The sequence below is a fragment of the Pseudomonas sp. GW821-FHT09H03 genome (assembly GCF_059415945.1).
Genome location: NZ_JBWKOF010000015.1, coordinates 112,264 through 137,089 on the forward strand (window position 1 = coordinate 112,264; position 24,826 = coordinate 137,089).

Here is a 24,826-nt window from a genome sequence, read left to right on the forward strand (position 1 = left end):
GGTATTCCCTATTCATGGATTGTTGCTGACCTGGCCGCGCAGGGCCGGCCAATAGTCGGTAAGTTTCAGATCGATCAGCGCCTGGTTGGTGAAACCGGTGGCCAGCGAAGGGGTGATGTCGTAATTGTCGCGAATCAGGTGATTGGCCAGGGCGTAGGCGGTCAGGGCCTGGTAATGCGCCTTGAGTTGTTGGTCGCTTTTCGGTGCCCAACGTTCTTTCCACGACACGGGATCGTTCTGGTCGTCGCGGCGTAGCACGCTTTCAGCCGTGCCGGCGCGGGAGGAGAGTTGGTAGTAGGCGTCCTGGTTCTGTTCCTGGCTGATCCACCACGCGGCCTTGACCCAGGCCGTCGCCAGCAACTGCGTGACGTCGGGGTGCTGGGTGACAAAGCTGTCGGTGCCCCAGAGATCAGAAATCAACCGCCAATCGTTGGCGCCTTGCTTGGTCGACCAGAGAATCCGGCCCACGCCTTTGTCTTCCAGGGCGTAGGCCTCGCTCAGCAGGACTGCTGCGTCGACCTTGCCGGCGGACACGGCAGCGGCACCGACTTGCGGGTTGAGGTTGGCGATCTTGAAATCGTCGAGCTTCAGGCCTTTGCTGGCGAGGAAGTTGCTGAAGGCGAACTCCCAGGGGCGACCACGGTGCAGGGCCAGGCGCTTGCCTTTGAGGTCTTCGATGCTCTTGGCTTCGGAGCCGGCGGGCACCACCAGGTAGATGTTGTTGCCGCTGCCTCCGGGCACGATCAATTTGCCCGGCACGCCACCCGCACCGGCGATCACCGAGGGCAGGTCGCCACGCACGGCGAAGTCGATGCTGTTGTTGCTGAAGCCTTCGTTGATCTGCGGACCGGCGCCGGCGTGGGGCAGGGCGATCCACTCAAGTTTCAAGCCGCGTTGGCTAAGTTGCTGTTCGAGCCAGCCGTCCTCGATCACCCGCCCGGCGATACCGCCAAACACCGGCTTGCCGCCTTGGGTGTAGGCGACGATGGCGATCTTCACCGAAGTCGGAACCTGTTCGGCCAGTGCGGTGGCACTGAGCAGTAAGCCGGTCAATGCGACAAGGCCATTGCGCCAGAAACGTTTCATTGAAATCTCCCTTGATGGCTATTGGCAAAACGCACCCTGTAGGAGCCGGCTTGCTGGCGAGAGGCCTTCAAGTCCTGCGGCGTTGTTGAGGACGCCCTCGCCAGCAAGCCGGCTCCTACAGTTGATTTGCTGTTGGGAGGGAGAGAGCAGATTGCATGCCACAGCGTGAAAATCTGGCTGCAGGCCTTGCGTGGCGGGGGGGCGGGGGTGTGGGGCTTCGGTTGTTAAGAGCAGAGGGTGCTGATCTGCAAGCAGGGCGATGCTTGCCAATTGCTGCTACAGCAACAAGGCAGGAGCAATTCGAAGCCATATTCGATATGGGAATATATAAATGCTAATTAATAATTTTTTAGTCTAAATATCTTCGTGCACTATTGAGCACGCGCTTTTACTGCCAGGAATGCACCATGTCGCTGATCACTCATCCAAACGCCCGTGAATTGACCAAGTCGGTAAGGGCCACCGTTCTGGTGTTCAAGGACCCGCGCTCCCAGGAGTTGCTCAGTCGAATAGAGCGCCTGGCGCCCAGTGAGGCCAACACATTGATCATCGGCGAAACCGGAACCGGCAAGGAGCTGGTGGCCCGCCATATCCACAACTTGAGCCGAAGAGGGCGTGAGCCTTTTGTCGCAGTGAACTGCGGCGCATTCGCCGAAACGCTGGTGGAAAGTGAATTGTTCGGCCACGAAAAGGGCGCGTTTACCGGCGCCACTTCCAGTAAGGCCGGCTGGTTCGAAGCGGCCAATGGCGGGACGCTGTTCCTCGATGAGATCGGTGATTTGCCACTGAACATGCAGGTCAAGTTACTGCGGGTTTTGCAAGAGCGCGAAGTGGTGCGCCTGGGCTCGCGCACGCCAATTCCGATCAACGTTCGCCTGGTGGCCGCGACCAACGTCAACCTGGCGGATGCAGTCGTTGCCGGGCATTTTCGCGAGGATCTTTTCTACCGATTGCACGTTGCCACGATCCGCCTGCCGCCGCTGCGGGAGCGCCCGGGCGACATCCTGCCACTGGCTGAATTTTTCCTCGAAGAACACTGCCAGCGCCTGGGCTACAACCGCGCCTCATTGAGTGTCGAGGCCGAACGCAAATTATTGGAGCACAGTTGGCCGGGCAACATCCGCGAGCTGGAAAACTCCATTCACCATGCATTGCTGGTGTGTCGCAATCAGCGGGTCGCACCGGCGGACTTGCACTTGGTGGACATGCGCTCCTCAGGTATCCGCCACGAACAGGAACAAGCGTTTCAGGCGGGCACTGGTGTCGCAGGACCGGTGAGCCTGGAAGCGGCACTCAACGCACTTTTCGAGCAAAACATTCCAGATCTCTATGAGCACATTGAAGAAACCATCTTTCGCGCCGCGTACCGTTTTTGCCACGGCAACCAATTGCAGACCGGGCGACTGCTGAACATCAGTCGCAACATTGTGCGAGCGCGATTGGAAAAGATCGGAGAATTGAACAGATCCTTATCGGTGGGGGAGTAACAGCTCACGGTGACTTTCTGATACGGAGTGATTGATCGTTCAGCGAATCAGCGAATGATGGCTTATGGCCGACTCTGTTGAGACACTCGATCTGCCCAAACTACCTGATCATTGACTGGTGAAAACGCCTTTTTACACGCTACTACGTGAACAGCCGTGCTTGGCTGGCGTGGCCTTGATCCAATATCAAAGATGCCCGCGTAGCCCTTAATGGAGAACCCTGCGGCTCTCTCCAATCCTGATCCGATCAAGCGCCCGATTTAACGCATCCAAGGCATCGAGTAGGGCTTTCGCTTCGGATTCCCGGCCATCTCCCCATAGTCGTTCCGCCATTTTATTCAGGGCCTGGATAGATCGTTCTATGTCTGCAGCGGTTGCTGCCGGTGTATCTGCCTGCTGCTTCTTTGACATTGTCATTATTGCTCACGTGTTCGACCGACGACGCCGACGATCCGGCATTTTTTTTGCGCTCATCTATGTGGGGAAGTCGTGATAAAAGGAGATCAACCGGCGCCTTCACCGTACTACCGACCTTCACTTGTATGCCACAGGTGTCGACGATGAAGACAAAGAGTTTCATGAGCTTGATTATCCTGATTCGATTGATCAAGGGGACTGAATTATTTTCTCTCGTCTGAAAGCGAAAAAGTACTCTGTGCCCTTTGTTGAAGCGGCAAACGTAGTCGTCATGGTTGCCCCGGAGCGGGAGGACCATGGCTTGTCGAGCCAAGTGAGCACGTCGCGGCATTCCGGCCCACGGTCGACCAAATCGCCGACCGCGAAATCCCGGCCAGCCGTGTTTTCGGCGAAGCGCTTCACCTGCGACACCTCGATAGCTTCGAGCATGCGCAATCTTCGACCTCCATTCACCGGCAGGCTTATGGTTTAATGAAGTAGGTCTTGAGCGGGAGGCAGCGATGGATAAGGCGATTCAAAACCCCATGTTTGTCATTGGGGCTCTACTGGCAATTTTCGGGCTCGGCGTTTGCCTGAACCATTTGCTTAGGGGGGACAGTGTCGGTTACCTGGCTTATGGCTTATTCGTCACAGGCTGCACTTTATTGCTGGTCGGATGGGTACAGAGAAACAAGTGAGATTCCCGGCTTCACCGCGACCCGTTGTAGATGAGTCCGAATCCCCTCAGACCCGCTCTCCAGCACCCGACGTTCGCCTTCTGCGACCAGCAGCTCCAAGGTACATCCGGCCTCGCCAAGACAACGCGCGATGTCTTGAACTGCCTCCTCTGCCCAAGGCGCATCAGAGTCGAAATGCCCCAACAGCTTTCACTCTTGCGAACGGTGAGTTGAAATCTATTCATGATGATTCAGCTTCCTGCCCAGTGACGCAGTAACTCCCCGCCAGCGTGACTCGACCAAAACTCGCATGGGCATCGATAGGCGTGATCGCCAGCAAATGGTCGAGCCGAACTTCAACCGTTTGCAGACCATCATGATTCCCCAGCACGAGAAACTCTTCCTTGCTAGTTGCTGTGCGCGTAGTCAGCGCCTTGGCCACATAAGTTGATCCATCAGTCAGTTCGACCTGCAAGTCGTAACCGTGAATGCAGGCGATTTCCAGATAGTCATGCAAATCACAGTTGAGCGGCTGATACGCGTTCATGGTTTCTCCTGGCAGCCTTCAAGGGCGATGATGAAGTAACCCTGATTGGAGATGGCGGCAGCCACTTCGGGGTGGGCGGGTTCGCTGTGGCAGAACTGGCAACGGCTCTGCTCGATGTCGACGTCTTGTACGCCCCGCTGTGCCATCCAGTCGCGGACATACTGGGTAGCGAGAGTCTGGTCGTTCCCTGGAGTCAAAACATCAAAGTGCAGATAACGTCCGTCGCGGGTGCGTACATGTGTGTCGAAAACATTAACTTTCATCGCTAATTCTCCTTCCAGGTGGCAGGCAGCGACAGACGATCCGGCTGCTTGTTCGCAATTTGCCGGTTTTACGTAGCCCACCCGTTGGCATATCTGGATCATGCGTCCCTTCACATGATTGCGATAGTGCTCAACGGCTGAGCTCCGCCAGTGTTCAATGGACGCGACAATGCTGGCGAAACTGATGCGAAAGCCCCACGAGCACTGAACTCAATATTTTGTTCGAGGGCAGGGCATGCGACGTTTAATGTGTTTGGTCGTGACTTCGGCGATGAGCTTTCCCTTGTTTGCCCATGAGCCAGGAGGTATCGACAGCGCTAAAGGTCAAGCAGATGCCGCGTTTGATCTGGTTCATACGCACATTTTTCGCAACGGCGACAATCTCGTCTTTCAACAACTCGTTGCGGGTACTGCAGGCAACAGTACGCCCAAATCCACCGGCAAGTTCGCCGGGTCAGACGTTTATAGCTACGTCTGGCCAACCAGTCTGGACAGCGACGTCGTCGGCTTCGAGCCCAAGTCCGGCATCCTCGCGCTGGCGTTGACATCCCACCCCGATTTCGACGACACCCCCCAGCTGGATGAAAACAAGGACGGTAAAAAAGACAACGACGGCGGGTTATGGCATTCCCATTGGGTCGTTCTGACCAAGGAAGCCAGCTGCGGGCCCAGCGGCCTCAAGGTTCGGGACATTCCCAAAGACATGAAGCCGAAGATGCCAGCCACATGGCCTGGCGTCGCGCTGTATATCGACTCTCCCGGCTATGGGCTCACGCTATCCAGGGACACGGTGACGATCGAGGTCCCGCTGGCTGCCGTCGGCTTTCCTGAAACCTTCAAGTACGACGGTGTCACGGCAGGGTTGAAGGTCAACGCTGATCTGCACGATCCGCTGCTGTGCGTCAGTTCGGTATGGGATGTCGCCTCGGGTGATCTTTCATTACCGGCAACATGGAACGCCAAGGATAAGCCTTGAGTTGCGACTCAGCGGTATTTCTACAGTTGCCGGGAGGTTCAAATGAGCGATGTCACTTATTCTCGCCAAAGCACCGGATTACTTCTGGTGGACCCTTACAACGACTTCCTCAGCGAAGGGGGCAAGCTCGCCGGGTTGGCCAAAGCGGTCGCTGATGAGGTGGGCACGCTGGATAATTTGCGCCAGATCGTCGCGGCGGTTCGCGCAGCAGGTGTGCGCGTTTTTTACGTACCCCATCATCGTTGCACTGCGCAGGATTTTCTGGGGTGGAAGCATCCCAGCCCTTACCAGTTGGGAGCGGGTAAAGCGCAGGTGTTTGCAGCGGGTAGCTGGGGAGGCGAATGGCACCCGGATTTCATGCCGCAACCCGACGATGTCGTCGTAAAGGAACATTGGGGCGGCAGTGGATTTGCAAACACGGATCTGGATTTCCAGCTCAAACAGCACGGCATCGATAAGGTCATCATCGTCGGAATGCTGGCCAACACCTGTATCGAGACGACTGCCAGATTTGCAGCGGAACTGGGTTACCACGTCACGCTGGTGAAGGATGCGACCGCTGCGTTTTCCAGGGAAGCCATGACCGCCGCCCATGAGATCAATGGACCGACCTACGCCCATGCCATCGTCACCACTCGCGTTCTGACTGAGTTGCTTCAAGCCTTCGGAGGTCTACCGTATGAACGATAAAACGCTCACTCACGCCACCGGTGCACCGGTGGTCGACAATCTCAATGTCCAGACCGCCGGGCCGCGTGGGCCAGCGTTGTTGCAGGACATCTGGCTACTGGAAAAACTGGCGCATTTTGACCGCGAAGTGATTCCTGAGCGGCGCATGCACGCCAAGGGTGCCGGGGCTTACGGCACCTTTACCGTCACCGCCGACGTCAGTCGTTATTGCAAGGCCAAAGCACTGGCCGAGGTCGGTAAACAGACGCCAGCCTTTGTGCGTTTTTCCACGGTGGCCGGGGAGCGTGGGGCGGCGGACGCCGAACGTGATATTCGTGGGTTCGCAGTGAAGCTGTATACCGAGGAAGGCAACTGGGACATCGTGGGCAATAACACGCCGGTGTTTTTCTTTCGCGACCCCCTGCGGTTTTCCGACCTCAATCATGTGGTCAAGCGCGACCCGCGCACCGGGCTGCGATCAGCGACTAACAACTGGGATTTCTGGACGCTGCTGCCTGAAGCATTGCATCAGGTGACGATCGTCATGAGTGATCGGGGCATTCCCTCCAGTTACCGGCACATGCACGGCTTCGGCAGTCATACCTTCAGCCTGATCAATGCACGAAACGAGCGCGTGTGGACCAAGTTTCATTTCGTGTGTCAGCAAGCGATTACCAATCTGAGCGATAGCGAGGCGGCACAGGTCGTTGGCAATGACCGCGAAAGCCATCTGCGTGATCTCTATGAATGCATCGAGCGCGGGGAATTTCCAAGCTGGAAATTGTGCATCCAGACCATGACTGAGGAACAGGCACGTGCGCACCGGCACAACCCGTTCGACTTGACCAAGGTCTGGCCCCATGCCGAGTTTCCGCTGGAGGAAGTGGGCATTCTGCAATTGAACCGTAATCCCGACAATCATTTTGCCGAGGTGGAACAAGCGGCGTTTTCTCCGGCCAACATTGTGCCGGGAGTGAGTTTTTCTCCTGACAAAATGCTCCAGGCGCGCCTGTTTTCTTATGGTGACGCGCAGCGATATCGCCTCGGCGTGAACTTCAATCACATTCCGGTCAATGCGCCGAAATGCCCGTTCCACAGTTATCACCGTGACGGGGCGATGCGCACAGATGGCAACCTCGGCTCGACATTGTCCTACTACCCCAACAGCTTCGGCGAGTGGCAGGACCATCAGCACCTGCACGAGCCTGCATTGGCGCTTGAAGGCGATGCGGGACATTGGGATCAGAGCGTCGTCGAGGACCATTTCGAGCAACCCGCAAATCTGTTTCGCCTGATGACGCCGCTTCAGCAACAGCAACTCTTCGACAATACGGCGCGGGCTATGGGCGACGCGCCGGTCATGATCAAGCATCGACATATCGTCAATTGCTCCAAAGCCGATCCGGCCTATGGTGCCGGTGTGGCAAAAGCGTTGGGCTTGAATCCGGTTGCGCAGGAGTTACAAGCGACGCATCCGGAACCGGACAATCAGCCCACCCCATTTGGCAACCTGTCATCCGGAGAAAGATCATGAGCAATGGCGATTCAAACAAAAAAGCACTGGTGGTCGTTGATATCCAGAACGACTATTTTCCGGGAGGCCGATGGGCGCTTTCCCACGTCGAGGAGGCCGCCGCACAGGCTGCGCGGGTGATTGAACGGTTCCGCGAGCGGGGCGACCTGGTGGTGCATATCCGCCATGAGTTCAAGGACGACAATGCGCCCTTTTTCCGCCCGGGCAGCGAAGGCGCGCAAATACACGACAGCGCGAAGAATCGCGAGGACGAACCGGTGGTGCTCAAGCACTTCATCAATTCGTTTCGTGAAACCGAACTCAAAGCCATCCTCGACCGCCACGGCATCAACGAGATCGTAGTCGTCGGCAACATGAGCCACATGTGTGTGGATGGCATGACCCGCGCAGCCGTAGATTTCGGCTACACCACCACTGTGTTGCACGATGCGTGCGCCACGCTGGATCTTGAGTTCAACGGGGTCAAGGTTCCCGCCGCGCACGTGCATGCGGCGTTCATGGCCGCGCTCGGTTTCGGTTACGCGCCAGTCATTTCCACCAGTGAATACCTGAGCCGCTGATCCGTTTGACCGATCGGGCAGATGGACGGCCATGCGCGTCCATCTGCCTGCCGTTTTCGTCGTCTACGCTCATCACCTGGACCGAATTGGCACGGAGGCTGCTTTCCACTGTACGGGTTCAGTGAGGTGGGCGATGCAGCTGATCTGCTCGGAGTTCGACGAGTTCGAAGAGGCGTTGTACGGGGTGCAAGGCCGCTACGTGCTGCGTACTCGGCAGCAACGCGACTGGCAACTCAGCGTTGTCGATTTGGACGGTGTGGCACTGATGAGCGGGCGCGAAGGCGCCGGCACAGTCTACTCAGGCATTGGCCTGCCCGGTTACTTCAACATCTTCCTGCCGCTGACGGGGCATGAGTCCACCGTGGTCGATGGCCATGCCTTCAACCGCCGACGAATCGGCTGGATGGTGCCCGATGCCATGTTCCACATCAACGCGAAATGCCCGGCCAGTTGGCTGACGGTGGCGATGTCCTGCGAGTCAGTGCTGAGCTGGGCATCGCTCCGTGAAGATGAGTTCGACTTTTGCGTGTTGCATCGCAACTTTGTCGGCAACGCCCAGCGCAATCTCGGCCCATTGTTGTGGCTGGCGCGTCGTCTGTTCCACATCGAGGCCCATTCCCCCGAGGTGCTGCATAACGAGGGTGCGCAGGAAGCCGCGCGCCGGGAGGTGATGGATGTGGTGTTTCGCATGCTGTTGCCCATAGACCCGCTGCACGCCGCACCAAGGCACCATCGCGACCACAAGGAAATACTCAAGCGTGCGCTGGAACTGCTCGATACGCTGCAGATCCAGCCGGTTTACACCGAAGACATCTGTCAGGCGACCTGCGCCTCGGAACGTACGGTGCGCAATGTCTTCAACGAATACCTGGGCATGAGTCCGCATCGCTATCTGATGATTCGCCGCTTGCATGGGATTCGCGACGCCATCCGTCATGCAGGCCCCGAAGATACGATTACCAGCATTTGTGCACGCTTCGGCGTGTGGGACTTTGGCCGGCTCGCCAGTCTGTACCGCCAGTATTTCGGAGTGCCGCCGGCGCAGTGGCTTAAAGCTGCGAGGGCGTTGAACCGACCCTGAGCGCTCGCGTTCACGGCAGCGTTCGCATCAGGGTTTTTTTGGGGTATTCACCGAACAAACCGTGGTAATCAGAGGCCATGCGGCCACTGTCGGAAAAGCCGAAGCGCAGGGCGATCTGGCTGACGGACTCGGTATCCGGATTAGCCATGGACAACGCTACACGGACCAGGTGCAGACGGCGAATGTGCAGGTAGCGATTAGGCCCGACGCCAAACATTTCCTTGAAAATCGAGCGCATTGTGCGTTCGCTGACATCCGCATCGCGGCACAGCTCGGACAACCTGATCGGCTGCTCTTCACGGTGTTGCAGTAGCTCCATCACCCTGGTGATGTTGGCCTGGCGCGTCGTCTGTTGCCCGCCGGAACGTGCCATCGGCGCCGCTGCGGATTTTGGACGGGGGAGCGGGGGCTTTTCCATTTCAACCTGCTATCAAGCTCGGTCAAGTTGACCAAGAGTCTGCCCACCCGAGTGTTGGGTCTACGTAAAACAGGCAAGTTTGCGAAGTTTTCTCAGGCAATTGCAGGTTCCTGAGCTCTCCGCACAACCTTGCAACTTGCCGAATTTACGTAGTCAGTGCCTGGTCGATTTGCGCATGCTGTGAGCGTAACTGGTGCCCATGGGCTGGCGGGAATCATGACAAATCGAAAATCCGGAATCGATGAAGCTCGACGTTCTCTCATCAAGGGGGGCGCAGCATTGGCGGTCGGCTCTTTGCTGCCAGGCTTCAGCCTGGCGACTGCGCAATCTCCTACACCCGCTTCCAGCCCGACAACTTTCCCTGGAGTGCATAAATCCATGAGTACCTTCACCACCAAAGACGGAGTGGAAATCTATTACAAGGATTGGGGCAAGGGTCCGGTTGTGGTCTTCAGTCACGGCTGGCCGCTCGATGCAGACAGCTGGGAGTCCCAGATGTATCACCTGGCCTCCAATGGCTGTCGCTGCATCGCCCACGACCGGCGTGGTCATGGCCGTTCCAGCCAACCCTGGGACGGTAACGACATGGACCATTACGCGGATGACCTGGCTCAGTTGCTCGACCACCTGGACGTGAAGGATGTGACCCTGTTCGGTTTCTCTACGGGTGGGGGTGAAGTGGCGAGGTACATCGGGCGTCATGGGTCCAAACGAGTTAAAAAGGCAGGGCTCGTCTCTGCGGTGCCGCCACTGATGGTTAAAACCGAGGCCAATCCCGGCGGCTTGCCAATAGCAGTATTCGACGGCATTCGCGCCGGTTTCCTGGCCGACCGCTCAAAGCTGTTTATCGATATCCCGAGCGGACCGTTCTTTGGATACAACCGTCCCGGTGCGACGCCGTCGCAAGGCGTGATCAATGCCTGGTGGCTGCAAGGTATGCGCGGCGGTCACAAGAACACCTACGACAGTATCAAGGCGTTTTCGGAAACCGATTTTACTGAGGACTTGAAAAAGTTCGACGTGCCGACCTTGATCATTCACGGTGACGACGATCAAATTGTTCCCATCGATGCAGCGGGCCGGGCATCGGCGAAGCTGATCAAGAACAGCAAGCTGATTGTTTATGAAGGTGCGCCCCACGGGATTACCGATACCCATAAGGAAAGGTTGAATACTGACCTTTTGGCGTTCGTGCAGTCTTGATAAGGACACGGCCGAACAGGCGCGTCGGACCTTCGACGCGCTGCCGGTGTATCTGTATGCCTGAGTATTGACTGAGGGGCATGGTGCGCCTATACAGGTGCCCAATTCACAGTTCAGTCAACGCAGGTAACGTAAATGAGCGAAGAGATTGATATTCCTGAACCCGAGCATGACCATCTGCTCGATCATGAATTCCACGATCAAGAGCCATGGGTTGAAGAAGATGCCCAAGGCATTTTAGACGATGAAGACGAAGAACTTTATAACCTTGACGATCTGGATTCGATTGATCAAGAGGAATGAGTTATCAGGTTCAACCCGGCCGTAGTGACTGTTCTTTCAATCACGTGAAAGAACCCACAGCACCAAAGCTGTCGCGCTGATCAACGCGCCAGCAAACTCACTGCCATCCAGCCCCAGAGCGCATAAACCTGGGTCGCAGCTGCCGCCCCCAGCGCGCTGCCGACCGAGTAGAAGCACATGTAGGCACCGACCATGCCACTTTGGGCGTCGGCTCGAGCAGCAAAAATCAGGCTCTGGTGGGTAAGGACGGGAGATCTTTCCGGTTGTGGTCAGCATGAGACAGTGGGGCGAGCGTTTCCTTTTCGGGCCGCAGGAGGCGCGTTCGGTGCTGTTGGACAACGAGTCCGGACAGCCTTTGATGGCGATCGATGTCCGCTCATCAAGCGGTCAAAAACTTGGGCCCTCTGAATGCCACAGGGTGAAATTTGTTGATGGCGAGTTCTGAATTGATCAAATACCGGCGTACGCAAAGTGGTTGCAAGTGGCCTGAGTTACGCACTTCTTTGGTTTTAACCGGGTTTCGCAACCTGGCTGCCACCGTAGAAGAATAAATAATAATTATTGAGTGTACTCTTCATCTGCTCCGCCAATCGCAATCTGCTGCGAAAGTATTAGTTTATCTACGCCGATAATTTTTAACCAGCTTGATTAACATCCGGAACAGTCGCTTTGTCAGGTAATCAAATCGCCATTGTTTGCGTTATCTCATTGTTCCCGGTGCGGTTGTGAACGTAGAGATGCTGAACTGGCCGACCAGGCTTTCGTCGCCTGGTACCACGCTTTTGCTCGCACATATCGCATATTGACAGTCAACTAACTGGGGCCCTACCATGTTGCCTCGTCGGATTTTATGCGCTTGCGGTTAGTCTGGCATATTCGCGTGTTGGCAAATAAAACGAAAAAAATCGGTATTCCTTGTGCTGCGTATTGTACTTGCCACAACAGTGGCTTACATCTCAATGATTTGATACCCGATGACGTAGTGGATTATGGCGCAGGCACAGTATGTAGAGGCCTGTAGCTAGTCCGCAGGTGTCTCTGTATCAGCTGAACACGAGGAATGAAGATTGAAAAAGCTGCTTGTCCTGCTGGCCCTGCTTTCACCCTTTACTGCAATTGCGGGTGAACCGGACCACGTTGCCGTTTGCGATAAAATCAGGTCAGATGTCACGCGCGACTACGATGTATACAATTTGGTGCTGGTGGACAAGGGCAGTTCATATGCAGCAAATGAAGAGCTTGTGCTCTGTGTGTATGATGGTACTGTCCGGAAATTTCACGGTGAGAGCGCTGTAAGAGTAATGGCTACGCTGGATATCGCCAGCAATAAGCTAAACGTCTTGCTCTGATATTGATATTGATATTGCTTGGGTGAAAGGGGTCAGGGCTTTGGCCGTTCAGGTGGACTGATTGAGTTGGTTGCTCTGTTTGAGAATGCAATGAAAAAGTTTCTGCTCGCCCTCGTATTGCTTATGCCGTGTAATATACTGGCAGAGAGTTTTCAGATTGAAGAATCAGAAGAATATGCTGATAAGACGACCCGGGATATTTGTACCGGCTTAATGCCGGATATTGCAAAAAACTATCGTGTAAAAGGTTTGGAGTTGCAGCCGTTCGACAATCCATATATAAATAAAACAACTTTGACTTGTACCTATAGGGCAGTCACTCATGATTTTCATTCTGGCGAGCTGAGTCGTGATCGGGTTGTGACTGTTTTGGCCTTTCTTGATGTTGGTACAAGTGAAGTGTCGGTCCAGGTAAGCGCGTTCTAGTTGTACATTTCCAGGAGCCCGTGCGCAATTCCGGAAAGTTGGGTTTGCTCACGATGCAGGAGTTACGAGCCGGTCTGCGGATTCAAGCGTGACTAAAAAGCCCGACCATCGAGTCTAATGCTGCTCACTTAAGACGATCTTAAGGCAAGTACAAAGTCTGTGGTGAGGGGGCTTGTCGGACCGCCGCACCGCCCCGCTCGGCTGCGGAGCAGTCGTAAAACCATTACACGCGGTGTACCTGATACACCTCGGTGGCAGGTTTTGGGGCCGGTCCGCAGCCCAACGGGGCGGTGCGGCGGTCCGACAAGCCCCCTAGCCACAAAGTGTGCTACCCGCTTAAGTGAACAGCATTACGACCATCGAGTCGGGCTTTTTTGACTTTAATCCAGGGCCTCATGACTTATGAGGCCCCTTGATCGCCGACGCCTCGTACTACCTGACCGCCACGGACACCGTTGCCGGGGTCGACACCGCGGTCTTGGTATCGATGGCTTGATAGGTAAAGGTCGCGGTGAACGGCGTGGTCACAGTGGCAGGACGTGTATAGACCACGCGCAAGCCGTCGGTGCTGGCCGTGCCTGCGCCGGCGGCCGGTTGCGTCAGCCCCACCACTTTGAGCGGTACATTACCGTCAGGGTCGCTATCGTTGGCCAGGACGTTGATGGTCAGCGGCTGGAGGACGGCGCTGGTGGCGCTGTCGGCATTGGCAACCGGTTTTTTGTTTTCGGTCTGGCCTGTGCGGAAGGTTGGCAACGCCGCTGAGCTCACGTAGGTGACGCCGTCCCAGCCGGGCAGGGGCGTTGGCATCAACTGGAACTGGCCCGGGTTCTCCAGGTCCCAGCGCATCAGCATCGAGGTGTCTTCGTGCTGGGTGTTGTGGCAGTGCTCCATGTAGGTTCCGGCGAACTCGCGAAAACGCACGGCAATTTCCACCTCCACCGAACTTTCCTGCTCTCCACCGACGCGAAAGACGTCCTTGCGTGCCCATTTTTCCCATTCCGGTGGCGCCTTGCCGCTGCGGTTGAGCACGATGCCTTCTTCGAAATGCACGTGCACCGGATGGCTCCAGCCTTCGCCGCCATTAATGATTTTCCACACTTCCAGGGTGCCGTCGCCACTGAAGCCGCCGTTGGTAGGGCCGGTGGACAGTTGGGGGGCCGCGCTGAGGCGGCGGGCATCAAACCTGCTACCAACACTGCCGTCGGTCTTGATGGTCCAGGGTTCTTCGTCGGTGCCGTCGGAGCGACCGAAAATGAATTCGCGATGCCGTGCCGCTTTCAGTTTGGCCTGCATCGTCGGGTCGTCGCGATTGAGGTGCAGCGGGATCATTTTCTTGCCGGCCGGTTTGCCCGGTTTGGCGGGTTCGTAGTCGGCAGGGTTCATGGCCACGTCCTGGCCGGAATACGGCTGGACTACCATCTGCATGAATCTGCCCACCACCGGGTCGCCGCCGTCCCATTGCAGCCCGTTACTTCCCAGCTTGAGCACGGCTTTGTACCTACCGGCCAGTACATCGGCCAGGCTCGGCGGTGCAAGCTCCGGCCCCCTGCCGCCCTGATGCGCCATCAGGTTGACGAAGTACAGCTTGTCACCGGTTTTGATCCCGTGTTTGGCAAAGTTGACGATGATGTCGTAACGCTCGGCGATCGCTTGTGTTGGCAGAACGGCATTGTGTTCCTGCAGGTCGCCGTCGGCGTCCAGGTCCATGCTGCCGTCGAACGGTACGGCGTGTTCCATGATGTTACCGTCGTTGCCGATCATGTGGATCGGTACGCGGGTGTAAGACACGCCGGAACCAGCCGGGCCGGGGAGTTCGCCACCGGTGCCGGCGACTTCACGCACCAGCGCGATCTTGAAGTAACGCGACACCGAGCCGTTGAGGAGGCGGAAACGATAGCTGCGCGCGCGCACTTTCAAGGTCGGCTGGTATTGCCAGTTGACCAGGATCTGATCGCCGAGGAAGCCGTCGTTGTTGAACGGGTTAAACCACAGCTGGCCGTCCTTGTCCCAGGCCTTGTCGGCAATCATCAGGTTGACGTCATAATCGCGGTTGCCCCAGGGCAACGCCGAACCGCTGGGCAGGCGCAGGTTGACGCCGTCCTGCAGCGCCTCGTTGCCACGGTCCAGGGCGCTGTAGTAGTTCATCATCGCCGCGTTGCCCTTGTAGACATTCTGGGCAGTGAAATCGAGCATGTGGTCGTGGAACCAGTGGGTGCTCATGGTTTCGCGCCAGTCGCCACGGATCTTGATGCTGCCGTTGTTGCAGGTCTTGAGGCCAGGGGTGGCGTCGTTGACGAACAGGGTTTCGCCCGGGGAGCAGGGGAACGCTGCGCGCGGGTCCTGAGCGGTGGTGTTGATGGTGTCGTAACCGGCCAAAGGCAGCGGCCAGCGATAGTCGTAGTATTGCCCCGGAAAGAAAAACGCATTGGTATAGCCATCGCTTTCGGCGGGGGAGTGGCCGTTGTGTTCGTGGGTGCTGAGGGTATGCAGGCCGAAACCCATGTTGGCCGCGGGGTCGATCGGCAAGGCGTTGTAGTGCCGCATCAGCACCGGTTGGCCGTGACGCACCATCAGCAATTTTGACGGAAAGGTGCCGTCAAAGGTCCAAAGCGCCTTGTGGTTCTGAATCGGCATTTTGGGGTGGAAACGGGTGTCGATGCCTTTGGTCGTGCCTGCAATGACCGGGTTGTCGGAGGTCTGGTTGTAGAGCCCGCCAGGCCCGAACTCACCGACGGCGTAATTGTGCATCTGCCGGCGGTCGCGCATGCCGCCGTTGATTTTGGCGCCCGCTTGCACGGTTTTGAAGGCAACCTGGGGGTAGAACTCGTTCCAGCGTTGATGGGACCAGCCTTTTCCTGGTGGACGACCCTCGGCCGACGAACCAACCGGGCGGCGGTTGAGGAAGGCTTCGATCGGCGCTTTCCAGGGGTTGCGGTCGAGCACATTGGAATACTGCGAGGGAAACGGATACAGCCCCGGCTGACGCATGAAGGCTTCCAGTGCCGCGCTTGAAGGGCCGCTGCGAGCGATGCTGTTGGGGTCTTGCGTAGGCGCCGGGCCGGCGAGGGGCACAGGGAACGTCAGTGGCGGTGCGGGTAGGGTCGGGTCGAGTTTTTCCGTGCCGAATTCTTCGAACAGCAGCAATTGCTGGGTGTATGGCAGGGCCCCGAACAATGGGCTGGGCTTGCCGTTGGTAGGGATCTTGAATGAAGTCTGCAGACTTGGCGGCAACACGTTTTCAGCAGTCGGGGTCTTGCGGTCGCCCCACATGCCGTTGGGCAGGGCCATGGAGCCCTGGTTGGTTCTCGGCATGGTCTTCAGGGCTTCCAAGGCCGCAGCCGGGTCGGCGGGCGGGTTGTAGAAGGCCGAAGGGTCCGTTGGTGGTGGCTGGCTGACATCGTCGAGCGGCGCAGCGTCGGCGGTGGTCAGGGTCAGGAGCATCGCATAGGGCAGGCTTGACCTGCGTAGCAAACAGATGGAATTGCATGGTGGAGTCGCGCGTTTCATTTTTTACACCCCTCGCCTGAGGCCACGCTGTCTCCATGGCCGGAACGACAGCTGTTACAGGGGGAGGGTGCAATTAATAAGCCATTACCGTAGGGCGAGCGGAAAGCTAAAATTAACTAACGGGTGATTTATGGGTGTTACATGCGCGGACACACCACAGGTGGGGGAAATTCCTCTAATCTGGTGAAAAGCGCCCGGTTTTGGTGGGTGTAGTTCCCCATTTATGGAGGGGTGGCTATCGCGGCCCACCGTTCGACAGCTACCTGATTTGTCGATTGGCCTGCAACCCAAGGGCCTCAAAATCTCTGAGGCCCTCGTCTGCAAACGGCACTGTCAGCTCACTACGGCGCCGAGACCGTTACGGACACTGTCGCCGGAGTCGACACCGCAGTCTTGGTATCGATGGCTTGATAGGTAAAGGTCGCGGTGAACGGGGTGCTGACGGTGGCCGGACGTGTGTACACCACGCGCAATCCGTCGGTGCTGACCGTGCCTCTGCCGGCGGCCGGTTGCGTCAGCCCCACCACTTTGAGTGGCACATTACCGTCAGGGTCGCTGTCGTTGGCCAGGACGTTGATAGTCAACGGCTGGAGTGTGTTGCTGACGGCGCTGTCGGGATTGGCGATCGGTTTTTTGTTTTCGGTCTGGCCGGTGCGGAAGGTCGGCAGCGCAGCGGAACTCACGTAGGTGACGCCGTCCCAGCCGGGCAGGGGCGTTGGCATCAACTGGAACTGGCCGGGGTTCTCGACGTCCCAACGCATCAGCATGGAGGTGTCTTCGTGCTGGGTGTTGTGGCAGTGCTCCATATAGGTCCCTGCAAATTCGCGGAAGCGGATGGCAATCTCCACGTCCATCGTACTGTCGATGCCTTCACCGATGCGATAGACGTCCTTGCGTGCCCATTTTTCCCATTCCGGCGGCGCCTTGCCATCGCGGTTGAGCACGATGCCCTCTTCGAAATGCACGTGCACCGGATGGTTCCAGCCGTCGCCGCCGTTCCTGATTTTCCACACTTCCAGGGTACCGTCGCCGGAGAATCCGGCAGCGGTCGGGCCGTTGGCCAACTGCGGGGCGGCGCTAAGCCGGCGGGGGTCCATGCGATAGCCTAAAGCACCGTCCATCTTGATCGTCCAAGGCTCTTCGTCGGTACCGTCGGATCGGCCGAAAATGAACTCGCGATGCCGTGCTGCGTTCAGTTTGGCCTGCACCGTCGGGTCGTCACGATTGAGGTTCAGCGGGATCATGATTTTACCCACCGCCTTGCCTGGCTTGGCGGGTTCGTAGTCAGCGGGGTTCATGCTCACGTCCTGGCCGGAATAAGGCTGGACCACCATCTGCATGAATTTGCCCACTACCGGGTCGCCGCCGTCCCATTCCAGCCCATTGCTGCCCAGCTTGAGCACGGCTTTGTACTTCCCGGACAGCACATCGGCCAGGCTCAGCGCTGCCTGCTGGGGGCCCCGGCCGCCCTGGTGCTCCATCAGGTTGACAAAGTACAGCTTGTCGCCGGTCTTGATCCCGTTTTTCGCAAAGTTGACGATGATGTCGTAGCGCTCTGCAACGCCTTGGGTAGGCATGATGGCGTTGTGGTCCTGCAGGTCGCCGTCGCCGTCCAGGTCCATGCTGCCGTCAAACGGTACGGCGTGTTCCATCAGGTTGCCGTCGTTGCCGATCATGTGGAACGGCACCCGGGCGTATGACAACCCGGAACCTGTCGGCCCTGGGAACTCGCCACCCGTGCCGGCGATTTCACGTACCAGCGCGAACCTGAAGTAACGCGACACCGATCCATTGAGGATGCGGAAACGATAGCTGCGCGCGCGCACTTTCAGGCGCGGCTGGTACTGCCAGTTGACCAGGATCTGGTCGCCAATGAAGCCATCGGTGTTGAACGGGTTAAACCACAGTTGACCGTTCTTGTCCCAGGCCTTGTCGGCAATCATCAGGTTGACGTCATAGTCGCGGTTGCCCCATGGCAGCGCCGAGCCGCTGGGCAGGCGCAGGTTGACGCCGTCCTGCAGGGCTTCGTTACCACGGTCCAGGGCGCTGTAGTAGTTCATCATCACCGCGTTGCCCTTGTAGACGTTCTGAGCGGTGAAATCGAGCATGTGGTCGTGGAACCAGTGGGTGCTCATGGTTTCGCGCCAGTCGCCACGGATCTTGATGCTGCCGTTGTTGCAGGTCTTGAGGCCAGGAGTGGCGTCGTTGACGAACAGGGTTTCTCCTGGGGCGCAAGGGAACGCCGCGCGCGGGTCCTGAGCGGTGGTGTTGATAGTGTCGTAACCGGCCAACTGGATCGGCCAGCGATAGTCGTAGTACTGGCCCGGAAAGAAATAGGCGTTGGCATAACCGTCGCTTTCAGCGGGGGAATGCCCGTTGTGTTCGTGGGTGCTCAAGGTGTGCAGGCCGAAACCCATGTTGGCCGCCGGGTCGATCGGCAGGGCGTTGTAATGACGCATCAGCACCGGTTGACCATATCGCACCATCAACAATTTTACCGGAAAGGTGCCGTCGAAGGTCCAGAGCGCCTTGTGGTTCTGAATCGGCATGTTGGGGTGAAAACGCGTGTCGATGCCTTTGGTCGTGCCGATCGCGAGGGGAGTTTCCGACGTCTGATTGTAGAGCCCACCGGGCCCGAACTCACCGACCGCGTAATTGTGCAGCTGCCTGCGGTCGCGCATGCCGCCGTTGAGTTTGGCGCCGGCTTGCACGGTTTTGAAGGCGACCTGCGGGTAGAACTCGTTCCAGCGTTGATGTGACCAACCCTTTCCTGGCGGACGACCTTCGGCCGATGAACCGATTGGCTGGCGGTTGAGGAAGGCTTCGATCTGCGCTTTCCAGGGGTTGCGGTCCAGTACGTTGGAATACTGCGAGGGAAACGGGTACAGCCCCGGCTGGCGCATGAAGGCCTCCAGTGCCGCGCTAGAAGGGCCGCTGCGCGCGATGCTGTTGGGGTCTTGCGCAGGCGCCGGACCGGCAAGGGGCACGGGGAAGGTCAGCGGTGGCGCGGGCAGGGTCGGGTCGAGTTTTTCCGTGCCGAATTCTTCGAGCAACAGTAATTGCTGAGTGTACGGCAGGGCCCCGAACAACGGGCTGGGCTTGCCGTTGGTGGGGACTTTGAATGATGTCTGCAGGCTTGGCGGCAGCACATTTTCGGCGGTCGGGGTCTTACGGTTGCCATAGGCGCCATTGGGCAGGGCGATCGCCCCCTGGTTGGCTGGTGGCATGGTTTTCAGGGCTTCCAGGGCGGCGGCCGGGTTGGCGGGCGGATTGGTAAACGCCGAGGGGTCCGTCGGTGGCGGCTGGCTGGTATCGTCGAGCGGCACCGCGTTAGCGGTGGTGAGGGTCATGAGCATCACGCAGGGCAGGCTCGATCTGCGTAGCAAGTCGATGGAACTGATAGGTGGAGTCGTGCGTTTCATTTTTCACCCCTTGGCTAACGCCCGGCCGTCTCCACGTTCGGGACGACAGCTGTTGCGGGTACAAGGGGGAGTGCAACTAATGAGCCATTAAATTATTACTGAATGTTTCATGATGAAGGGGAGTGGGAATGGGGGAAAATCCGCTGATCTGGGGGTAAACACCCCCGTTGGGTGGGTGAGATACCCCATTTTTGGTGCCGCTTGCCGGTTTCGGTAACCCGCTTGTGTGCTTAGGCGAATTGCAGCTGGGTAATCGACAAACCTTCCGACCACTCGCTTTGCAGTGTTTCACCGATGAATCACTGTGCAGATTCCTGGTCATAACTGCGACCAACATCGCGAACAATTGCAGTCTTCGATGGTACACAACTACTGTGCTTTCGATGACCGAAGTCAACAGGTTCTTTCTAACAATGGAAGTAGCTATGGAAGCGAAAATTTGCTGGTGAAACATCTTTGGAGATACCCACGATACTGTTTTAAACGCTGGCTCTTGTGCCGCATCTGGAGTTATTAGTGCCCGCAGACAAGAGAGTAAGTTGCGCCATCGGTCGGTTCCAGTGTATTGGGTTTATGGCTCAATCAGGAAACGATTCAGCCCTGTAGCTCCGCAGGTTTCAGCCTGTCAGACAAGGCTGCGCAGGCGCGTGGGCAAAGTGCCGCCTGTCGGTCGCGCTGCCCAAAAAATGAACGATTGGGATATGCTGGGCTCCTATTTTCCAGCAGACGAATCCGAACTTCGAGTCTTCGTGCTGCACTCCCTAGTAAAAAATGGACGTTGACCTCATTTGCATTGAATGGAATGCACGTGGGGATTTTTTTACCTGAAAATCTGGAGCGAATATATGAACTCATCCCTTGGCTCGCTGGGCGAGTCGCACTCTCTTGTAATTTAAAATAATCGAATTGTTTTAATTGATGTGAGCTTGATATTTCAAGTGCGTCCAACTAATTCGCACATTTGAAATCTGATCAGCTTTGCACTGCTACATAATGTGGAGATGTAATCGTGGATATTAATACAATGATCGGCCTGCTGGGCCAGAAAGAATCCATGGAGTTTTTGCGTTTAGGTGTGGTGTATGTCCACCTGTTGGCTTGTTGCGTAGCGATTGGCCTGGTGTTCGCCAGCGATGCGGCAATGGTCAAGGATTTGTTTAAAGGTCGCGTGTCGGCGGGGCACGATAACGAACACATGGCCAGTCTTCAGAAGTCTGTGGCCAACGCGTTGTTTTTTTTGTGGGTCACCGGTGCTGCGGTCATCGGCATTGATTACCTTGAAAAGGGAATGACCTATTTTGCCAACCCCAAACTTCAAGCCAAAGTCATTATTGTTTTGTTGCTGACATTCAACGGCATGTTGTTGCACCGCTTTGTACTGCCTGCAATGCTCAAGGCCGGGTCGCTTCTTGACCTCCAGGTCGGCGTGCGAATGTTTGCCCTGTTCGCTGGTGCACTGTCGGGTGTGTCCTGGTTGTATGCCGCGATGCTCGGTGTCGGTCGACCGCTGGCCTGGAAATATTCGCTCACCGAACTGCTGATGGCCTATCCGGTGTTGATCATCCTCGGCTTTACGATGATGGTGGCGCTGACTCAGTGGGCACGTAAACGCAACGCGGCAGCATCGGCCCAGGAAACTCCGTGGCTGTTTGCAGGAATCCTTGCACGATGAGCTGACGACATTCAGGGTGACGAGTGAAATCGCCTGAATCTGTCAAACAAAACCCCTCTCTGTGAGGGGTTTTTTGTTGGGAGGCAAAACATGCAGGCGCGGGGCACGGCGGATGAGCACAAAGCGGCCTACGCTATTTACCTGACAGCGATTCTCTCTTCGTCAGGCTCCATCACATTGATGTGAAGCAGGCCGTGCAGCCAGGGGCCACTCTCCTATGAGCCATTCAGATGCTTTACCGCCGGCCCCGGAACCGGGCCGGATTGCACATCGGGACTCGAGCAGGCGTCCGAAGGGCTGGATGCACTGGCTTCCCGGACTTGTAACGTTGCGCGGATACCAACCGGGCTGGCTGCGTCACGACATCATGGCTGGACTTGTGCTCACCACCATGCTGGTCCCCGTTGGCATTGCCTATGCCGTGGCATCGGGTGTGCCGGGTATTTACGGGCTCTACGCGACCATTGTTCCGCTGCTGGCTTATGCCTTGTTCGGCCCCAGCCGGATCATGGTACTGGGGCCGGACTCCTCGCTGGCTGCGGTTATTCTTGCCGTGGTCCTGCCACTGTCGGGCGGCGACCCGCACCGGGCCATTGCCCTGGCGTCCATGATGGCGCTGGTGTCAGGGGCCGTGTGTATCCTGGCTGGCATCATGCGTCTGGGCTTCATTACGGAGCTGCTGTCCAAACCGATTCGCTATGGGTATATGAACGGGATCGCCGTCACCGTGTTGATCAGTCAGATGCCGAAGTTTTTCGGTTTTTCGATTGAGTCCACCGGCCCGCTGAGAAACATATGGGCCATTGTCACCGCAGTGCTGGAGGGCAAGACCAACTGGGTCACCTTCATGGTGGGTGCAGCCACTTTGGCGGTGATCATTTTGCTCAAGGGCAACAAGCGTTTGCCCGGAATCTTGATCGCGGTCGCCGGTGCGACCGTGGTCGTGGGTGTGCTGGACCTGGGGGCGAGCGCGGGGGTGTCGGTCCTTGGTGCGCTTCCCCAAGGTTTGCCTGCATTCGCCATTCCCTGGATCACTCGTGAGGATATCGTTCCGGTGCTCATCGGCGGCTTTGCCGTCGCCCTCGTCTCGTTCGCTGATACCAGCGTTCTCTCGCGTGTCTATGTGGCGCGGACCCGCACTTATGTCGACCCCAACCAGGAGATGGTCGGGCTCGGTGTCGCCAATCTCGCCGCCGGTTTTTTCCAGGGTTTTCCAATCAGCAGCAGTTCCTCGCGTACCCCGGTGGCTGAGGCCGCAGGTGCCAAGACCCAACTGACCGGTGTTGTCGGCGCGTTGGCGGTCACCTTGCTGCTGATGGTGGGGCCAAACCTGTTGCAGCATTTACCCACCAGCGCCCTGGCGGCGGTGGTCATCGCATCGGCCATCGGCCTGATTGAAGTCGCTGACCTGCGACGCATCTATCGCATGCAGCGCTGGGAGTTCTGGTTGTCGATCGTCTGCACCATCGGGGTCGCGGTGTTTGGCGCGATCGAGGGAATCGGCCTGGCCATCGTGATTGCCGTCATCGAGTTTCTTTGGGGTAGTTGGCGACCCTATTCTGCGGTGCTGGGGCGCGCCGATGGGGTCAAGGGTTATCACGACATTCAGCGTTATCCCGACGCACACCGGGTACCCGGGCTGGTGCTGTTCCGCTGGGACGCCCCTTTGTTCTTCGCCAATGCCGAGGCTTTCCATGACCGGGTGCTGGATGCAGTGGCCGCATCACCAACACCGGTGCGCTGGCTGGTCGTCGCCGCAGAGCCGGTCACCAACGTCGACGTGACTTCCGCCGACATGCTGGCTGAACTTGATGAGACCTTGCACGCAGCGGGCATAAAGTTGCGCGTGGCCGAGATGAAGGACCCGGTCAAGGACAAGCTCAAGCAATTCGGGCTGTTCGCCAGACTAGGCGAGGCCGCGTTCTTCCCGACCATAGGTGATGCGGTCGACAGCTATCTGGCGACTCATCCGGTGGATTGGATGAGGCAGCAGGGCGACTATCATTGATGGGTGTCGGATTCTTCGGCAGTCGAATCCGACCATTCGCTCCAGCAATATTCGTTTACCGTCATCTATCAATATTTGATGTCCCTCGCGGTGCGGCGGGTATCCTGCTTGGTACTGCGCTTTTCCTGGCGGCAGTCAACATTGCTCTTGTCGCTGCTTTTTCTGCAGTCATCCTTGGTTTGCCGGGCGGTGGAGCGACCTTCCTGCCTGGTATCGCGCGCTTCACGCCGTTGTTCGCCTTGCTCGGTCGCCTGTGCCGGTACCGCCAGCACTTGTAAGCCAGCTGCGATAAGCAGTGTCGCCAGGGTCATCAGATAGTGCTTGCGAATCATGATATTCCTCCAATACAACCCAAAAAACACTTCGTGGCAGATGAATCCTGACAATAGGACCACATAGGCCGTCCTGCAAGGACTGTCGCTCGTCAAGCAGCCGAGAGGACGCGACCGGCCGGGGACGCGTCGAGGTATTACGGATAAATGGGGCGGTTATTCGCCAAACAGCAGTTTGGTGTATTTGCTGGAAATGGCTCCGGTGCGCTGCCCATCCGCGCCATAGTAGCGATCTTCACGGCATAGCCGCTCCTTCACGTCGCAGAAGATACCGTTGGCAAAAGTAAACTCAGTCAGATCAACTGACTGCATCGAGAACAGCTTGTTCGAGGCGGCTTTCTCACCTAGATATTTGGCTGTGAGCTCGCGAGAGATCCCCTGGTCATTGGCGCATACATAACGGTCGCAAAGCACCCCCGGCGCTGGCGACTTATTGTCGGCTGCTTGCCTGGCGTGAGCAGTGGGCATTACGGTCATGGCCAACAGCAGGGATAGAGAAAACGAAAGGTGCAATTTATTCATAAGCTGGTTAAGCCTCCTGGTCGGTCAGCATCTTCCATCTGGTGAGGGCATTGAGACGGCTTCGACTTCAAGTCGACCTTTTTCAGTTGGAGCCCGGACTTCGTACCGATCGGAAATCCAGAGGGGAGAGGGGCGGCGGCTGTTGCCGCCATCTGAAAGGTGCCTGACTTAGTGGCTGGATCGCTTTTTTAGTTCCGGTGCCGCGCAGGTCCGTTCATGCAAGGGTTGTGATGAGGGTCAGGAATTCGCTTCTATATATAGAAGAAGGGAATCGGTCTTTTTCGCGGTTTTTGAGGTTGTTGATAGAAAATCCAAATCAACCCTTGACGGCAGATTCTGGAAGCCTATAATTCGCCCCACTTCCGGCGCAGTCGAAACGGAAAACTCC

General features: G+C 57.4%; 22 protein-coding genes and 3 pseudogenes. 13 read left to right on the forward strand and 12 right to left on the reverse strand.

Going from position 1 to position 24,826, the window contains the following annotated elements:
- Window positions 1-12: 12 nt before the first annotated feature.
- On the reverse strand, window positions 13-1,086 hold the full coding sequence (locus AC07OG_RS21005; protein WP_495067982.1) for an ABC transporter substrate-binding protein: 1,074 nt from the start codon (window positions 1,084-1,086) through the stop codon (window positions 13-15).
- A gap of 407 nt (window positions 1,087-1,493) precedes the next feature.
- Here AC07OG_RS21005 and AC07OG_RS21010 point away from each other — a divergent pair, with 407 nt between their 5' ends.
- Window positions 1,494-2,573, forward strand: a complete 1,080-nt coding sequence (locus tag AC07OG_RS21010) for a sigma-54 interaction domain-containing protein (RefSeq protein ID WP_495067983.1) — start codon at window positions 1,494-1,496, stop codon at window positions 2,571-2,573.
- 207 nt (window positions 2,574-2,780) lie between these two features.
- Here AC07OG_RS21010 and AC07OG_RS21015 read toward each other — a convergent pair whose 3' ends face one another.
- The 5 genes and pseudogenes from AC07OG_RS21015 to AC07OG_RS21035 all read right to left on the reverse strand — a co-directional run bounded on the left by AC07OG_RS21015 (window position 2,781) and on the right by AC07OG_RS21035 (window position 4,456).
- Window positions 2,781-2,984 carry a hypothetical protein gene (locus AC07OG_RS21015; protein ID WP_256352857.1) on the reverse strand — a complete coding sequence of 68 codons (204 nt, stop codon included), beginning with the start codon at window positions 2,982-2,984 and terminating at the stop codon, window positions 2,781-2,783.
- Window positions 2,908-3,153: a hypothetical protein gene (locus AC07OG_RS21020; protein ID WP_495067997.1), complete on the reverse strand. Its 246-nt coding sequence runs from the start codon at window positions 3,151-3,153 to the stop codon at window positions 2,908-2,910. The genes AC07OG_RS21015 and AC07OG_RS21020 overlap by 77 nt, the downstream gene beginning before the upstream one ends.
- 84 nt (window positions 3,154-3,237) lie before the next feature.
- Window positions 3,238-3,419 (reverse strand): annotated as a pseudogene (locus AC07OG_RS21025) (metallophosphoesterase); the annotation flags it as partial.
- A 468-nt stretch (window positions 3,420-3,887) separates the two neighbouring features.
- Window positions 3,888-4,193, reverse strand: a complete 306-nt coding sequence (locus AC07OG_RS21030) for a Rho-binding antiterminator (protein ID WP_495067984.1) — start codon at window positions 4,191-4,193, stop codon at window positions 3,888-3,890.
- Complete coding sequence (locus tag AC07OG_RS21035; protein WP_218425963.1) at window positions 4,190-4,456, reverse strand: DUF2024 family protein; 267 nt, start codon at window positions 4,454-4,456, stop codon at window positions 4,190-4,192. The genes AC07OG_RS21030 and AC07OG_RS21035 overlap by 4 nt, the downstream gene beginning before the upstream one ends.
- Window positions 4,457-4,727: 271 nt before the next feature.
- Here AC07OG_RS21035 and AC07OG_RS21040 point away from each other — a divergent pair, with 271 nt between their 5' ends.
- From AC07OG_RS21040 to AC07OG_RS21060, 5 genes are all read left to right on the forward strand, one after another.
- Window positions 4,728-5,432, forward strand: a complete 705-nt coding sequence (locus AC07OG_RS21040) for a hypothetical protein (protein WP_256352858.1) — start codon at window positions 4,728-4,730, stop codon at window positions 5,430-5,432.
- A gap of 42 nt (window positions 5,433-5,474) precedes the next feature.
- Window positions 5,475-6,122, forward strand: a complete 648-nt coding sequence (locus tag AC07OG_RS21045; RefSeq protein ID WP_495067985.1) for a cysteine hydrolase family protein — start codon at window positions 5,475-5,477, stop codon at window positions 6,120-6,122.
- The gene (locus AC07OG_RS21050; protein ID WP_495067986.1) at window positions 6,112-7,635 is read left to right on the forward strand and encodes a catalase; all 1,524 of its coding nucleotides are present in this window, start codon (window positions 6,112-6,114) and stop codon (window positions 7,633-7,635) included. The genes AC07OG_RS21045 and AC07OG_RS21050 overlap by 11 nt, the downstream gene beginning before the upstream one ends.
- A complete protein-coding gene (locus tag AC07OG_RS21055) occupies window positions 7,632-8,195 on the forward strand; it encodes a cysteine hydrolase family protein (RefSeq protein WP_218425967.1) in 564 nt (187 codons plus the stop codon). Before AC07OG_RS21050 ends, AC07OG_RS21055 begins: the two co-directional genes overlap by 4 nt.
- Window positions 8,196-8,328: 133 nt before the next feature.
- Complete coding sequence (locus AC07OG_RS21060) at window positions 8,329-9,276, forward strand: AraC family transcriptional regulator (protein WP_495067987.1); 948 nt, start codon at window positions 8,329-8,331, stop codon at window positions 9,274-9,276.
- Between the two features lie 10 nt (window positions 9,277-9,286).
- On the opposite strand, the gene AC07OG_RS21065 is transcribed toward AC07OG_RS21060, so the two are convergent.
- The gene (locus tag AC07OG_RS21065; RefSeq protein ID WP_495067988.1) at window positions 9,287-9,649 is read right to left on the reverse strand and encodes a helix-turn-helix transcriptional regulator; all 363 of its coding nucleotides are present in this window, start codon (window positions 9,647-9,649) and stop codon (window positions 9,287-9,289) included.
- A gap of 423 nt (window positions 9,650-10,072) precedes the next feature.
- Here AC07OG_RS21065 and AC07OG_RS21070 point away from each other — a divergent pair, with 423 nt between their 5' ends.
- Window positions 10,073-10,897, forward strand: a complete 825-nt coding sequence (locus tag AC07OG_RS21070) for an alpha/beta fold hydrolase (protein WP_060539923.1) — start codon at window positions 10,073-10,075, stop codon at window positions 10,895-10,897.
- A gap of 135 nt (window positions 10,898-11,032) precedes the next feature.
- Entirely contained in the window at window positions 11,033-11,200 is a 168-nt protein-coding gene (locus AC07OG_RS21075; RefSeq protein ID WP_495067989.1) for a hypothetical protein, read from the forward strand.
- Window positions 11,201-11,236: 36 nt separating this feature from the next.
- Here AC07OG_RS21075 and AC07OG_RS21080 read toward each other — a convergent pair.
- A pseudogene (locus AC07OG_RS21080) lies at window positions 11,237-11,445 on the reverse strand (MFS transporter); the annotation flags it as partial.
- Between AC07OG_RS21080 and AC07OG_RS21085 the strand changes: the two are divergent.
- The 3 genes and pseudogenes from AC07OG_RS21085 to AC07OG_RS21095 all read left to right on the forward strand — a co-directional run.
- Window positions 11,445-11,645 (forward strand): annotated as a pseudogene (locus AC07OG_RS21085) (winged helix-turn-helix transcriptional regulator); the annotation flags it as partial. The pseudogenes AC07OG_RS21080 and AC07OG_RS21085 overlap by 1 nt on opposite strands.
- A gap of 622 nt (window positions 11,646-12,267) precedes the next feature.
- Entirely contained in the window at window positions 12,268-12,549 is a 282-nt protein-coding gene (locus AC07OG_RS21090) for a hypothetical protein (RefSeq protein WP_218425971.1), read from the forward strand.
- A 90-nt stretch (window positions 12,550-12,639) separates the two neighbouring features.
- Window positions 12,640-12,975, forward strand: a complete 336-nt coding sequence (locus AC07OG_RS21095) for a hypothetical protein (protein WP_218425972.1) — start codon at window positions 12,640-12,642, stop codon at window positions 12,973-12,975.
- A gap of 432 nt (window positions 12,976-13,407) precedes the next feature.
- On the opposite strand, the gene AC07OG_RS21100 is transcribed toward AC07OG_RS21095, so the two are convergent.
- Window positions 13,408-16,482, reverse strand: coding sequence for an Ig-like domain-containing protein (locus tag AC07OG_RS21100; RefSeq protein ID WP_495067990.1), 3,075 nt, complete (start codon window positions 16,480-16,482; stop codon window positions 13,408-13,410).
- Between the two features lie 341 nt (window positions 16,483-16,823).
- Window positions 16,824-19,838, reverse strand: coding sequence for an Ig-like domain-containing protein (locus tag AC07OG_RS21105; RefSeq protein ID WP_495067995.1), 3,015 nt, complete (start codon window positions 19,836-19,838; stop codon window positions 16,824-16,826).
- Between the two features lie 1,090 nt (window positions 19,839-20,928).
- Here AC07OG_RS21105 and AC07OG_RS21110 point away from each other — a divergent pair.
- Both AC07OG_RS21110 and AC07OG_RS21115 read left to right on the forward strand, forming a co-directional pair.
- Window positions 20,929-21,576, forward strand: a complete 648-nt coding sequence (locus tag AC07OG_RS21110) for a hypothetical protein (protein WP_082457460.1) — start codon at window positions 20,929-20,931, stop codon at window positions 21,574-21,576.
- 217 nt (window positions 21,577-21,793) lie between these two features.
- Complete coding sequence (locus tag AC07OG_RS21115) at window positions 21,794-23,584, forward strand: SulP family inorganic anion transporter (RefSeq protein WP_495067991.1); 1,791 nt, start codon at window positions 21,794-21,796, stop codon at window positions 23,582-23,584.
- 68 nt (window positions 23,585-23,652) lie between these two features.
- On the opposite strand, the gene AC07OG_RS21120 is transcribed toward AC07OG_RS21115, so the two are convergent.
- Together AC07OG_RS21120 and AC07OG_RS21125 are read right to left on the reverse strand one after the other, a co-directional pair.
- Window positions 23,653-23,916 (reverse strand): hypothetical protein, encoded by a 264-nt coding sequence (locus AC07OG_RS21120; protein ID WP_218425974.1) that lies wholly within the window; start codon window positions 23,914-23,916, stop codon window positions 23,653-23,655.
- 156 nt (window positions 23,917-24,072) lie between these two features.
- A complete protein-coding gene (locus tag AC07OG_RS21125) occupies window positions 24,073-24,438 on the reverse strand; it encodes a YcgJ family protein (protein WP_495067992.1) in 366 nt (121 codons plus the stop codon).
- Window positions 24,439-24,826: the final 388 nt, after the last annotated feature.